At 55.5% G+C, this 13,289-nt stretch carries 14 protein-coding genes; 5 read left to right on the forward strand and 9 right to left on the reverse strand.

The window, feature by feature from the left end:
* Positions 1-120: 120 nt before the first annotated feature.
* The 5 genes from OQ371_RS16920 to OQ371_RS16940 all read right to left on the reverse strand — a co-directional run bounded on the left by OQ371_RS16920 (position 121) and on the right by OQ371_RS16940 (position 5,011).
* Complete coding sequence (locus tag OQ371_RS16920; RefSeq protein WP_265989360.1) at positions 121-1,224, reverse strand: alpha/beta fold hydrolase; 1,104 nt, start codon at positions 1,222-1,224, stop codon at positions 121-123.
* A gap of 52 nt (positions 1,225-1,276) precedes the next feature.
* On the reverse strand, positions 1,277-3,157 hold the full coding sequence (locus OQ371_RS16925) for a glycoside hydrolase family 2 protein (RefSeq protein WP_265989361.1): 1,881 nt from the start codon (positions 3,155-3,157) through the stop codon (positions 1,277-1,279).
* A gap of 45 nt (positions 3,158-3,202) precedes the next feature.
* Complete coding sequence (locus OQ371_RS16930) at positions 3,203-3,559, reverse strand: SPW repeat domain-containing protein (RefSeq protein ID WP_265989362.1); 357 nt, start codon at positions 3,557-3,559, stop codon at positions 3,203-3,205.
* An 89-nt stretch (positions 3,560-3,648) separates the two neighbouring features.
* A complete protein-coding gene (locus OQ371_RS16935) occupies positions 3,649-4,137 on the reverse strand; it encodes a ferritin-like domain-containing protein (protein ID WP_265989363.1) in 489 nt (162 codons plus the stop codon).
* A gap of 52 nt (positions 4,138-4,189) precedes the next feature.
* Positions 4,190-5,011, reverse strand: a complete 822-nt coding sequence (locus tag OQ371_RS16940) for a hypothetical protein (protein ID WP_265989364.1) — start codon at positions 5,009-5,011, stop codon at positions 4,190-4,192.
* 246 nt (positions 5,012-5,257) lie between these two features.
* On the opposite strand from OQ371_RS16940, the gene OQ371_RS16945 reads away from it, so the two are divergent.
* The gene (locus tag OQ371_RS16945) at positions 5,258-5,677 is read left to right on the forward strand and encodes a hypothetical protein (protein WP_265989365.1); all 420 of its coding nucleotides are present in this window, start codon (positions 5,258-5,260) and stop codon (positions 5,675-5,677) included.
* 138 nt (positions 5,678-5,815) lie between these two features.
* On the opposite strand, the gene OQ371_RS16950 is transcribed toward OQ371_RS16945, so the two are convergent.
* Both OQ371_RS16950 and OQ371_RS16955 read right to left on the reverse strand, forming a co-directional pair.
* Positions 5,816-6,709: a cyanophycinase gene (locus tag OQ371_RS16950; RefSeq protein ID WP_265989366.1), complete on the reverse strand. Its 894-nt coding sequence runs from the start codon at positions 6,707-6,709 to the stop codon at positions 5,816-5,818.
* A 27-nt stretch (positions 6,710-6,736) separates the two neighbouring features.
* The gene (locus OQ371_RS16955) at positions 6,737-7,489 is read right to left on the reverse strand and encodes a succinate dehydrogenase/fumarate reductase iron-sulfur subunit (protein WP_265989367.1); all 753 of its coding nucleotides are present in this window, start codon (positions 7,487-7,489) and stop codon (positions 6,737-6,739) included.
* 273 nt (positions 7,490-7,762) lie between these two features.
* On the opposite strand from OQ371_RS16955, the gene uvsE reads away from it, so the two are divergent.
* Entirely contained in the window at positions 7,763-8,704 is a 942-nt protein-coding gene (uvsE, locus tag OQ371_RS16960; RefSeq protein WP_265989368.1) for a UV DNA damage repair endonuclease UvsE, read from the forward strand.
* On the opposite strand, the gene OQ371_RS16965 is transcribed toward uvsE, so the two are convergent.
* Positions 8,696-9,859, reverse strand: coding sequence for a hypothetical protein (locus tag OQ371_RS16965; RefSeq protein ID WP_265989369.1), 1,164 nt, complete (start codon positions 9,857-9,859; stop codon positions 8,696-8,698). The two genes, uvsE and OQ371_RS16965, sit on opposite strands and share 9 nt — an antisense overlap.
* A 230-nt stretch (positions 9,860-10,089) precedes the next feature.
* Here OQ371_RS16965 and OQ371_RS16970 point away from each other — a divergent pair, with 230 nt between their 5' ends.
* The 3 genes from OQ371_RS16970 (at position 10,090) to OQ371_RS16980 (ending at position 12,413) form a co-directional block, all read left to right on the forward strand.
* Positions 10,090-10,773, forward strand: coding sequence for an MCP four helix bundle domain-containing protein (locus OQ371_RS16970; RefSeq protein WP_265989370.1), 684 nt, complete (start codon positions 10,090-10,092; stop codon positions 10,771-10,773).
* Between the two features lie 123 nt (positions 10,774-10,896).
* Positions 10,897-11,799: an ROK family protein gene (locus OQ371_RS16975; RefSeq protein WP_265989371.1), complete on the forward strand. Its 903-nt coding sequence runs from the start codon at positions 10,897-10,899 to the stop codon at positions 11,797-11,799.
* A gap of 59 nt (positions 11,800-11,858) precedes the next feature.
* Entirely contained in the window at positions 11,859-12,413 is a 555-nt protein-coding gene (locus OQ371_RS16980) for a D-sedoheptulose-7-phosphate isomerase (protein ID WP_265989372.1), read from the forward strand.
* A gap of 81 nt (positions 12,414-12,494) precedes the next feature.
* On the opposite strand, the gene OQ371_RS16985 is transcribed toward OQ371_RS16980, so the two are convergent.
* Positions 12,495-13,205, reverse strand: a complete 711-nt coding sequence (locus tag OQ371_RS16985) for a molybdopterin-dependent oxidoreductase (RefSeq protein WP_265989373.1) — start codon at positions 13,203-13,205, stop codon at positions 12,495-12,497.
* Positions 13,206-13,289: the final 84 nt, after the last annotated feature.

Genomic DNA, 13,289 nt, shown 5'->3' on the forward strand with positions numbered 1-13,289 from the left:
GTAATTCGAGTCAGAACGTGAAAAGTCGGCAGACGGATTGGCCAAGCAGGGCCGGTCGGTCTGCCGACTTTTTAATGAACAGTGAACTGTGCGCTCCGGGTCAAACGGTTACGGACGGGTCTATTTTGCCTGTATGGATGCCAGAGCGGTGTTCAGGCAGTGCATAAACCGTTCGGGTTCTTCGAATATGGGGCTGTGGGCGGAGTTGGCAAATGTAAACAGTTGTTTTCGGGGTGCCTGAAGCTGGTTGAAATACCGCCGGGCAATGACATACGGCGTCTGGTAGTCGTGCACCCCCTGAAACAGAACGTAGGGAACCTTCAACTCGGGAGCCGTCGTCGATAAATCGATGTTCACCACGGCGGGCCACAAATACCGGACGGATTCCCGCGCACCCCGTGCATACCGAATTTTATCGGCTAGGGTATACTCCCGGCTCTGCAAAATACTCCGGATAAACAGGGGGAAGAAGTGGCCCCGGTACATGCCACCACCGTAGCGCGCGACCAGTTCCCGCTGCCAGGTCAGGTAATCCAGCCAGGCATCCGGCGGATAGGGCGGGCGGCCCTGACGCAACAGTTTATCGACCTGGCGGTCGTTTCCGTGCTGGCGGGCCTGTTGCAGTACCCAATCATACGAAACCTGTTCGGCCTCCAGTTGCCGGGCAATCTGGCTGATGCAAAACAACGCCCGAAACAGTTCGGGGTGTTGTTTGACGGTCAGCACGCCCAGGAGCGTCCCCCAGGAATGGGCCAGCACGTAAATTTTGGGCTGACCAAACCGCCGGGACAGGTAACGACTGACTTCGGCCGCATCGTTCACCAGCGTCTCCACCGTGAAGGGCAACCCGCCGGGCTGATGTTGGAATACCTCGGCTGCATAAGACTTCCCGGAACCTCGCTGGTCCCAGTTGACCACCACAAAGCGTTTTTCCAGTTCATGCCCCGTCAGCAGCGATAGTTCGGGCAAGCCGGGGCCCCCGTGCAGAAACAGCAGCACGGGTTTGGTGCGGTCCTGTCCGCGAATGAGCAGCCATTGCCGGGTACCGTTGACGGTCACCGGGGTCCATTCGGCGATGCTTTGCGGCTGTGGCTCCCCGTTTGGGCCGGTGATTGGGGTGGTTTGGCCGGAACTGCGCCAGGCAAGATACCCCAGCCCGGTAAGCAACAGGAGGGCAATTGTTCCGGCCAGCCAGCCTATCAGTCTGCGAATGCGTTTGCCCATGCTATTCGTCATCCACTAAAAACTGTCCCTGAATTTTGTTTTGCCAACCGGGTCACGATTCGGTTGGCGGGCCAGAGGTACCTGACGGTTTGGTCTTCTGGCTCATCCTGGCTGGGTAAGCATCCCGGGAGTTCAGCAAGCCAGCCGGGACGCTTAGCTCACCGGTTTTGGGATCAATCAGCCCGTTGCGTTCGTCTTCGATGTTCGTGGCCTGGGTGTAAATATCCCCCGCAATGTCGTGTTGCCGCAGAGCCTCTTTGAACTGTTGAATCCGGGTGGTCCGTTCGGTCGAATCGGCGGGGCCGCCGTAATCGGCAAACCCGAAACCACCCCACTCACTGATCACAAAGGGCACTTGTCGCCGGTAAAAAAACGGGTCGCCGACCACCAGCGGCAAAACCGCGACGCCCGAAAGTTCGCCCGCCGAAAGCCGGTTGAGGAGTTCTTTCCAGCGCGTCAGATCCGGTGTGTACAGGTGGGCTGTCAGCAGATCGGACTTCAGCCTTCCTTCGAAAGAAACATGCTGCCAGCCGTCGTTATCAACCACCAGAAACTGGGGATATGCCAGTTGCATGTAGTGGTACATATCCATGATGTACTGGCGCGTCTGTGGATTGGTAGCAACGTCCTGCGCGCCCCAGTCTTCGTTGTACAGGCTCCAGATCACCACCGAAGGATGCGTACCGATCAGGGCCACCATCCGCAGCAGTTCCGCGCGGTGATTTTCGCGGCTGCGGGCGGTGGAAACGTGCGTGCTGGGTACTTCCACCCACAACAGCAGTCCGAGTTCGTCGGCCAGGTTGTAAATGCGCGGGTCAACTCCGGCAATGTGCACGCGCACCAGGTTGCAACCCAGCTCTTTCATCGCCCGCATGTGCTGCTGCATCTCTTCAAAGGTGGCCGTACCGGGCTGATACAGAATACCGTCCAGATAGATGGGCTCGTTGTTGAGGTAGATGTACCGGCCGCGGGCTTCAATTTTTCGCAGGCCGAAATGGGTTTCGATCTGAGCCGCGTACCCCTCCTGATCGATGAGTTGGGCCACCAGTTTGTAGCGGACGGGATTTTCGGGCGACCAGAGTTCGGCATTGTCCAGATCGAGCACAACGCGCTGCTGCTTTTGCCCCACATTCAGGCGCAGCGGATAATCGGAGGTGGCCAGTGGGGTTGTTGCGCCGGGTGCAAAGACCTGCAACCGCAGCACATAATCGCCCGGATCGTGAATCCGGGTGGTTACGCTAAACCGCACGAGCTGGTCTTCCACGATGCTCACCACCCCCACACGCGAACGCAGCCGGTTCCGCTCGACGGTTTCCAGCCACACGCTGCGCACGGCACCCGTGTAGGTATGGTACCAGATGCCACCCCGTTTATAGACGTGAGATTCCTGCTTGCCCCGCGGAATTTCGGCGTCCATGGTGTCGGCAATGCGCACGGTCAGCCGGTTGACCGGCCGCAGGTATTCCTCGGGTAATTCGTAGGAAAAGGAAGTGTATTCCCCAAAATGCGCTTCTTCGTCTTCAATGGTCCGGAGCGGGTGACCGTTGAGCCAGACGCGGGTTTCATATCCGCAGGCACCGAAGGTGAGCTGGATCATCGACCGGGCCGGGGATTCACTGCGGGAGGGAATGGTAAATTCCCGTTCGTACCAGGCCACCACGTTGTCCTGCCAGCCGGTTGAGTCCACGTGCTCATGGGCCTGAGCGATGTGTTCTTCCACGGATCCGGGCCAGTGGGCCGTTACGGCGTAGGAATGACCCAGACACCACTGATCCTGGATTCCCCGGTCGTCGGGGTCGAGGGCGAAACGCCATTCACCGTCCAATAATAGGTAATCGTTCGGTCGCAAAACCGCTCTGGGAAGTTGGTTGACCGGTTCAGCGGCCTCAGAGCGACTGGCCGAAAAACTCGTATTAGGGTGCTTTACCTCCATAGAAACAAGAAATTGTGAAAACCGTCTTTGGTTAAAGATACGGTTTTATCGGGTAGCGTACGGTGTCCGCTGAGTCATTAAACCGGCTCCGATCTCGAATACCCCCAAAATGACATGGGGCAGGTAAACATGCTCGGCGAAGCCGAACAACCAGGGCGAAGCCGCCAGAACTACGCCACTCAGCACATCCATCGTAAGATGCGCCGACATGGGTAGCCGCCGGATAAGGCCCCATTCGTAATCGGTAAAAATGGAGTAAATAATAGCCATGACCCCTAACACCACGGGGACCCACTGCTCGGGGCCGCGGTTGGCGAAGCGAAAAACCCAGGGCGAAATAGCGATAAAAGTCCCGGCAATGTAATCTATTATGCCGTGAATTCGGGTTGGAAGCAGACGCATAAGTAGAAAAAGCTTGGTTCAGAGTTGAATAAAAAAAGGCAGATGGATGGGCTCCCTGAAAAAAGCGCATCCATCTGCCTCCGGGTATATCAGGACTGTACGGCTTTCTGATTGGCCTGGCTGGTGGCAAGGACCGTCAGTTTTTCATCCGTCGCTTTTTCCTCATCCAGCGTCTGCTGAAACAGTTCGGCAATTTGATCCTGACCGGCCTGTTGGGCCAGGGTGCGGGCCGTTCCGTAGGCGGCAATTTCGTAGTGTTCCATTTTCTGGGCTGCCCCGATAATGGCGGCATCGGCCAGTTGGTCGTCCTCTAACTGCTCCAGCAGGTCCTGGGCTTCGTCGATGAGCCCCTGCATGGCCAGGCACGTTTCCCCCTCCGGCTCAACTCCCAGTTGCTGAGCGATCTGTTCCAGGCGTTGGACCTGCTGCTCCGTTTCGCGCTGGTGCACCTCGAAGGCCTGCCGCAGCTCCTGACTCGTCGCCCGTTCGGCTAGTTCGGTCATGGCGTCGAGCGCCTGCGTTTCCGCCGAGTACAGATCCTGGACCATGTGCTGCATTAAATCCTGCATTGTTTTCATAGCAATTGACGTAAGTTGTTAGGGATGCGTTAAGTTTATTCAGTCCAAAGGATCAGTAAATGGGGTCTTCCCCCCGGTCGGTTTCAACGTCCACCTGCTTAACCAGCAACGAGCCCAACTGAGCTGCGTGCAGGCTATCAGCCTTGAGGGTGGGGCCGTGATTGACCGTGACATGAAAGACGTGTTCCAGATTCAGGATGTGCAGGGTGCGGGTTTTTGGGTTCCAGACGGCTTTTTCCCAGGCGCCCGGAACCGGCTGACTCCCCGACCTCATTTCGTCATTATCGTCAAGCTGTGCGTTTGGGGGGACACCGGGTTCGGAGTGGACCTGGGTGGAGTCGGTCGGGGCTCCGGCAACCGCAGCCTGATTGCCCGTGGCCGGATTACCTACCCCGCCCGACGGACTCTCGGCGCCGGTGCCTTCCGGTTCCGGTCCCGTATAAAACTGTTTCCGTCCCCGGTTGTCCAGGGCCGAGGGGTCATAAAGCCGGTCAAAATAATATTCGGCGTGGAAAACCGATTCGAAGGGCCGCGGGCTGGTGGTCGAAAGAAGAACCAGCTTTTTATTGTTGACGGAAACTTCACACCCGGCCTCGGAGTCGGTCCAGGTAAGTTCGGCCCCTTCTTCCAAACCGAACATGGCCACCAGTGACGATTGATTGATGTAATCGCAGGGGAGGCTGTACTGGTAGTATTCGCTCATTCGCCGACTACCGCTGACCAGCCGACCCAAGTCTTCGACCCGGCGGTCGCCCCCGCCCGTATCACCGGTGGCTCCTCCAGTCGTGTCACCACAGGCCAGCAATCCGCAAAGAGGCAATAAGGCCCAATACTTCTTTATCTGAATGGTTGATTTTAAAATGGTGTTGTACATAGCACTGATTGGTTGTTTAAGGAAACCCTACACTGTAGAATGGGAACTCGTTTGGCCGGTATCTGGCAAGAATCCCGTCTTTCAAATTAGCTTTTGGTCCACCCGGTGCGTAGAGCCAGAATCCCGAACGCTGCCTTTAAAAAGGAGTAGACCGAATCCTCATTGATGCTCACCCGGACAGGCTTTTTGCCTTGAATACGAGTTAATCAGCTTATTTACCAGTATAAACTGTAGTCAACCAGAGCGATGAAAAGGAACGTATTAGCGGCCGCGGTGATCGTAGGAATGACGGCCCTTCAGGTGCAGGCCCAGACTACTTCAAGCAGTAGTTCTCCCAGCCAGCAGGCACTGGGGGCCAGCGCAAGCGGTCAAACCAGCGGATCTGTTGGTTTAAACCCGGGTTCTAAAGATCAAAGCCAGAAACCGACCGGGAAAATACCCGGTGGAGGAGGGCAGACTGCCGGTACGAGCGGCAAACAGGGAGCGGGAACGCAGTTTACGACACCGGACGGGGAACTCACCGTCGGCACCCGCAACCAGACCAACTCGACGGCTACCAGCAATGCCGGCCAGCAGAGCCGGGACCAGCGTTCAAAAGCCCCATCGGCGGCTGGTGCAGGGAACGATAAAAAAACGAAACGTCCGCAGAAGCCGGGCGATAAGTAACTCGGCGGGGCCAATGGTTTATGCGGTTTCCGGTGGGAGAAACCCCGTGCGATCAGACAATGAGTTGGTGAATGAAATGAACGGAGCCAGGGTATCGGTTCCGTTCATTTTTTGTAAAGTAACGGCTGACGCGTCCGCTTATTTATTGTTTTCGGCCACGTCAACCTCGGACGTTTTGGCAAAAGAACGTTCTTTCAGGAAGTAGGAGGCCCCCCGGGCCAGAATCGTTACGCGCAGGTTGTTGAGGTACACCGGCTCAAGCTCGGGAACCTCATGGTAGTTGGTTTCCCCGACTTCATCGGCATCAATAATAAAAACTCCGCCGGAGCCGATGGCCCGCATCATATTCCCCTGCGAAATCACAACGCCGGAGTCGATGCAAAGCCCAATACCAATCATCCCGGGATTCCGCAGCAGCGCTTCGGTCAGGCGGGGGAACCGACTGCGTTGCATAAAGTGCGTGTCGATAATGGCATTGGGTAAAAAAGAAAGCCCTTTTTCGGTTTCCATCATGCCCTTGATGAGCGACTCGCCCCCTTTGCCTTCCTTAATGGCTAGCCGGGCCATGGCCATGGCCCCGGCGCTTGTACCGGCAATGACGAAATTGTCGTTCATGTAACGCTCCTGGATTCGCTGGATGAGCTGGGTGTCGAGCAACTTTTCAATCAGCTGGTTTTGGCTGCCGCCCGTAAATAACACCCCGTCCGCCTTCATGATCCGGCTAAGATTTTCTCCGCGGTCAGCGTCTTCGTAGGAGTCGATGGGCATGACGTGTACGTTTTTGCACCCCAACTGGTGAAACGCTTTCAGGTATCCTTTACCCATTTCGTCGGGAATTTCCGAGGCCGCCGGTATGACTTCAATTCGGGAGTCGTTGCCCTTAACCTCCTGCAAAAATTCAGATAGAATACCGGATTCAAAGAAGTTAGACTGCCGGAGTTCGCTGGAGGATTCGTTATCACCCTGATCTTTCGATTCACTACCGCCAATTGGAATCAACTTGCCTTTGGGAGTAGCCTTACTGTTAATCATATACTTTCAAGGGCTCTCGGGCCCCGTTTACACGTTATTGGAAGTCAATTTAGCACCGATGTATTCCCGGTTGAGCCGGGTGATGTGGTCCAGCGAAATGGAAGCCGGGCATTCCACCGAGCAGGCACCAATGAACGAACAGGCCCCGAACCCTTCGGCATCCATCTGGGCGACCATTCGCTCAACCCGGAGCTGGCGTTCGGGCTCACCCTGCGGCAGTACGGCGAATTTGGAAACCTGGGCGGCCGTGAACAGCATCGCCGAGGCATTTTTGCAGGCCGCAACGCAGGCTCCGCAGGCAATGCAGGCGGCTGCGTCCATCGACTGCTCCTGTTTTTCGCGGGGAATCGGTATTTCATTGGCGTCGGGGGCGGCCCCGGTATTGACGGAAATGTACCCGCCCGCCTGAACAATCCGGTCAAAAGCAGACCGGTCGACGGCCAGGTCCTTGATGACGGGAAAGGCCCGCGCCCGCCAGGGTTCGACCACAATGGTGCTGCCGTCGGCAAAACTGCGCATGTGCAGCAGACAGGTGGCTCCGCCGGTTTGCGGACCGTGCGCCCGGCCGTCGATAAACATCGCGCAGGAGCCGCAGATGCCCTCGCGACAATCGTGATCAAAGACGACCGGATCTTCACCCCGGTGGATCAAATCCTGGTTCAGGACGTCAAACATCTCCAGAAAGGACATATCAGGAGACAAATCCTTTACGTGGTATTCTACGAGTTTGCCGGGTGACTGGCTGTTTTTCTGCCGCCAGACTTTCAACGTGACGTTCATATGGATAACGATTTTTTAAACTACTCGGCGCGCTCGACTCCGGTTTCTGTTTGGAATCAAAAACAAGGATATGGCCCCGTCTGGGGATAAGCCCAATAAGACCGGACAGAAGCCGGGGGCTGGTTTGGGTACATCCGGATTCACCACCGGCCCGGGTAGAAACCAGCAACGACTTGATCCTGGGAAACGGCTTTCGGGTCGGACGGGTTGCGGTGCAGGCCAACGAAACTAATATTCGCAAAACCGCCGGGGCTGATTTTCGGTTAGACCGTTATGATGTCGTCACCAGTCAACATGGGATATGCCTGTATCAATCTGAGTTTACAGGCGCAGAAGATCACCACCAACCGGGGGATGATCAAGAAGACGTTTCTGGAGCGCGGTCTGGCGTATGCCTCCGAACTGGCCCTGAAGAACGTACAGGACTTGTTAACCATTGTCGACTGGAACCTGCAACACGGTTTTCGCTTGTTTCGTATCTCGTCGGACCTGTTTCCCTGGGCGTCGGAATACCGGATTATGAACCTGCCGGACTTTCCGGCCATCCGGGCCACGCTGGAAGAAATCGGTCGACGGCCCATCCGCCTGACCACGCATCCGGGTCCGTTCAATCAACTGGCCGGACAGGGCAAGGTGCTGGACAATACCCTGATCGATCTGGAATACCAGTCGGAACTGTTCGACCTGATGGGGCTAAAACCGTCGCACTGGAACAAAATCAATATTCACGTCGGCGGCACCTACGGCGACAAGGCTGCGTCGCTGGCTCGGTTTGCCCAGAATTTTAAACTGCTGTCCGAAAACCTGCGGGCGCGTCTGACGGTGGAAAACGACGATCGGCAGAACCTATATTCTGTAGCCGATTTGCGGCCGCTTCACGAAGCCGTGGGCATTCCTATTGTCTTTGATTATTTCCACCACTCGCTCAACCCCGGTAGCCAGACCGAAGAAGAAGCCTTTCTGATGGCTTACAACACCTGGGATGTGCGCCCGGTTTTCCATTATTCCGACTCCCGCCAAAACCGCGAAAACCCGTCTGCCCGGCGCGAAGCCCACGCCGACTGGCTTTATTCGACCGTCAACACCTACGGCAAGGAGGTGGACATCGTCTTTGAATCGAAGATGAAAGAACTCGCCGTGATGCGCCTGCGGGGTGAGGAGCCCGCCATACCGCCCGCCGTACAAAAACTAATGAAGCTCCAGCAGTCAGAATAAGCGCAGGAACAAGTACGTCTTGGGAAGGGCATGAAGCATGGCCAGGAGGCAGAAGGCAACCAAGGGAAATTTAATCCGCGCCAAGACGGCCCGGTTCGAATCGTCGGTCAGCCCGATCAGGAGGCCAGTCGTGAAAAGAAACGAAGCCGGGGCCAGCCGCCGGAAACGCAGGTCTTCAATCGACACATCGGTCAGGTAAATAACAACCATCACTGTGACATAAACGGCTCCGGTCAGGAGAAAGAATGCGGTTGCTCGGTGGAGCGGCTTCACCGTACCAACCTGTTTCAGCGCCCGGATCAGGCGGTAGATCAGGAGCAGAAGCACTACCCCCTGCACCGCAGACACCATCAGAATAAACCAGCGAACCGGGGGCGGCAGCGAAGGGTTCTTTAGGTCCCAGTCGCGAAACCACGCCAGCGTTTCCTGCGCAATTCCCTGCAACCCGACCGCAATTCGTTGGGCCAGCGGCTCTTCAAGTGGGTAGCCGTGCCCGCCGGAAAACGTGCCGGTCTGGTGGTAATTGTTGGCAAAGTAAGCCAGCATAACCACCAGAAGACTGGTCAGCGCGTAGAGTTCGCGCCGGAAGGGTTGTTGCCGAAATCGCTGATACCCCGTCAAGAGAAGCAACTCGATGACGACAAAACCACCGATGTACCGGACCAGAAAAAGAAAGCTTCCCCAAAGCACAAGTACCCACCAGGCAACGGCGGGTTTGGCAACGGCGATAACAAACCCCACCAGGCCAAACAGAAAAGCCGTTTCCGACCAGGTGTTGGCGTAAAGCTGAAGCAGAGACGGACTGCACAAGGCCAGCGTTATCAGAAAAGCACGGTCTTTAAATTCTCGCCAGACGAGGAGGAAACAACCGCCCACCGCCAGCAGATTGACGGTTTTGGCCGACCAGTACGGCGAAAGCGAACTAAGCCAGGAGCCTGCCGCAATCAAACCCGGATAGCCAATTGGCCAGATCGCGCAGTAACGGTTTTGCCCTTTAAAATGAATTTGGTACGAAAAATCGTTCAGCAGATTCGTTGCCGCCTGCAAGTAATAATGCGAGTCCGGAGTTAGATAATAGCTGGGCATTGCGGCAATTTTCAGGATAACCAGGGCGCAGATACTCAGGAATAAAAAAAACAGGGCGAACAGTTTCATACGGACACGGAAAAGAACCACACCAATGCAGCGACTTCAAGGACGTAAGTAAAAAATCCGCACTCCGAAGGCCAGCGTCTGAAACGGAAATGGCAGGTATCGGAGCAATGTTCCGGCTTCCGCAATTCTACATACTATTTGGGTTCAAACGTCGGAGAATATGTTTATTTTTGTTCTTCTACAAAAAGGAGAAAGAAGCTTTCTTTCTGGGTGTCAGCAAGCTATAGTCTATGAAGTGGTCGTTTATTATTCAGCAAAAATTAAAAGCCGCCGTTTTGTTAACCAGCATTATGGCGCTCGTTGTGTTGTGTTCGTTTCTTTCTAAAAATGCGATAAAACACATCAATACATCGTTCTCATCCATTTATCAGGACCGGCTTATCCCCGCGGTTGACATGGTTTATCTAAGCGAAAATCTGTACACCAAACGGCTTTCACTGGAAAAATACCTGCTTTCGGATACGGATTTGACGCTGGCTCAGGTGAGTCAACAGCTGCAAAAGCAGGACCACGCCATTGATTCATTGCTTAGCGATGTGGAAAAAACGTTTCTGGTGGCCGAAGAGGCCAAGAATCTGCATACGTTTAAAGACCGGGTAAAAGCCTATACGGTATTGGAAGCCAGGATTCTGCGGTTGAGCCAGACCGGACAGAAAGCCGCCGGGAGCGCCTTGTTCAATGGGCGCGGGGCCGCCATGTTTCAGGAATCCATCCAGTGTCTGAATGCCTTAACCCGTATTCAATCGACTGTTGGGCGGAGCCTGATGAAAGAATCGCAAAGCGAATCTTCTCAATTCAACCTTCTTTCTTCTCTACAGATTGGCGTTGCCATTGTTATTGGTCTGGTGGTGCTGGGGCTGATCTATAACTCGAAAATGGTTAACCACGAAAAGCAACCTTTTCACCTGAATTAAGAAGCGCCAGACGCGCCTTGCCGGATCAAACCGCCAAAATGAACCGGATCTTTCAGAAAGATACTTGTCCTACCGTTTTTCTTTTTTACTTTGGCGCGACGGATCGGGTATCCACTTATTATAATGAATCTTGGTATTGAAATTGGCGGTACGAAACTTCAGGTTGTAACGGGCACGGGCACCACCATCCAACAACATTTTCGCTACCCGGTTGACAAGGCGCAGGGCGCTAACGGTATCTTAAGACAAATAGACGAAGCCATTCGGCAGGTTACCGAGCCATTGGAAACCGTCGGCGTCGGGTTTGGTGGCCCGGTGGATACGCACACCGGTCAGATTGCCACCTCCCACCAGATCGCGGGCTGGTCGGGGCTGAACCTGACGGCCTGGTTGCGTGAACGGACGGCAGCCGCGCCGGTCCGGGTGGAAAACGACGCCAACGTGGCGGCATTGGGCGAGGCCCTGCACGGGGCCGGGCGCCAGTTCCGGCAGGTTTTCTACGTCACCCTGGGCAGTGGCGTCGGGGGTGGGATGGTGATTGATGGTAACATCTACCACGGGGTTCCGCCGGGTGAAACCGAAATTGGCCACATCCGCCTGGACAAATCCGGCAAAACCGTCGAGTCGGTTTGCTCGGGCTGGGCCGTCGATCAGGAAATTCGGCGGGCCATCGCGGATCTTTCTTCCGATTCCATTCTAAAGCAACTGGTCGGTTCGGCGACGGCGGGGGAGGCCCGGTTTCTACGGGAAGCCTTCGACCGGGGAGACCCCACCGCCGGCCAGATTTTCGAGCGACTGGCCGACGATCTGGCTTTTGGGCTGTCGCACGTAGTCCATTTGCTGCATCCCGACGTAATTGTGTTGGGGGGTGGGCTTTCGCTGACCGGCGAACCGTTGCGGGCGGCTGTCGAATCCAACTTGCCGCACTACATCATGGGCGCTTTTCAACCCGGTCCGGCGGTTCGGCTGGCGGAGCTGGGCGAAAACGCTGTTCCGATTGGGGCGTTGAATCTGTCATCAAAATAAAAGGGCAGCGTAAGGTTGCCGGGCCGCAATGCCGTTCGTCATTTCCATAATTCAAGCGTATGCAAACGTATTTTAACCAATACCTCAGCCATCACCAGGCGGCCATTGATTCGATTCCGGTCGATCAGGTGGAACGGATCGTAAACCTACTGAAAACCTGCTGGGAGGAAGACCGGCAATTGTTTGTGTTTGGCAACGGCGGCAGTGCGGCCAATGCCTCCCATTTTATCACCGATTTAGGCAAGGGCGCTTCCGATAAGCTCGGCAAGCGGTTTCGCTGCCTGTCGCTGAACGATAATACCGCCTGGCTGACGGCTCTGGGCAATGATTATTCGTACGACGATGTGTTTGCGGGACAATTGCAAAACTACGCCCAGCCGGGTGATCTGGTCCTGACCATGAGCGTCAGCGGCAGTTCGCCCAATCTGGTCAAAGCCGTTCAGTGGGCCAACGACCACGGCCTCACCAGTGTTGCGCTCGTCGGCGGGAAACGCGGGAAACTCGCCGATCTGGCCCATGAAGTCATCGTAATCGATTCCGAACACTACGGCCGCGTGGAAGATGCGCACATGACGATCTGCCACATGCTGTGTTACGCGTTTATGGAGAATTGAAAAGGGGTGTTTCGCAGAGTTTAGCGGAGAAGTCCGAGGGGCGCAGAGAAAAACTCCGCTAAACTCTGCGAAATCATGCTTTTAACTGTACCGGTCGTTCCGCCAGGGATAGGCCGTGTTCGAGTAGCCCCGCTCTTCCCAGAAACCCAGCCGATTACCGGCTAAAAATTCAATGCGTTTGATCCATTTGGAGCCTTTCCAGGCGTAAAGTTGGGGGGTGATCATCCGGAGCGGGCCACCGTGTTCGAGCGGTAGGGGCTGGCCTTCGACGGTATGCACGAGCAGCACGTCCGGCTTGAGGGCCTCTTCCAGCGAGAGGTTGGTAGAATACCCGTCAAAGCCGTAGCACATGACGTGGGTTGCGGTTTCTTTGGGCATCACCAGCGCTGCCAGATCGGAAAACCGGACGCCCACCCACGATACGTCGAGCTTCGACCAGGTGGTTACGCAGTGGAAATCACTCATGTCTGCCGTTTGGGGCAGGGCCATAAAATCTCCCCATTTCAGCCGAATGGGGTGTTCTACTTCGCCGTCAATGGCCAGTTGCCACTTGTCCAGCGGGATATTTGGGTGATGGCCCAGATCCAGAACCGGCCATTTTTTTGTTACCGTCTGGCTTTTAGGTATCTGCGGCATCCCGTGGCGGTTCGGTGGTCCGGAACCAAGGGGCTTATCGTCAGCCATTGACGGTGTATTTTGCATGGCCTCCTCAAACCGGCGTTTCAGCTTCATACGGGCTTCTACAATCCGGTCGAGTTTATCAGATTCCGGTGCAATTTCTTCAGGTTCCATGATTTCTTGTTTGAAGTGTAACAGCAAGTAAACCGTTCTGGTTTTATTGACCAAAAAAGCAGTGAAAAAGCATACGGGGCGGAT

This window comes from Larkinella insperata, assembly GCF_026248825.1.
Classification (GTDB): Bacteria; Bacteroidota; Bacteroidia; order Cytophagales; family Spirosomataceae; genus Larkinella; species Larkinella insperata.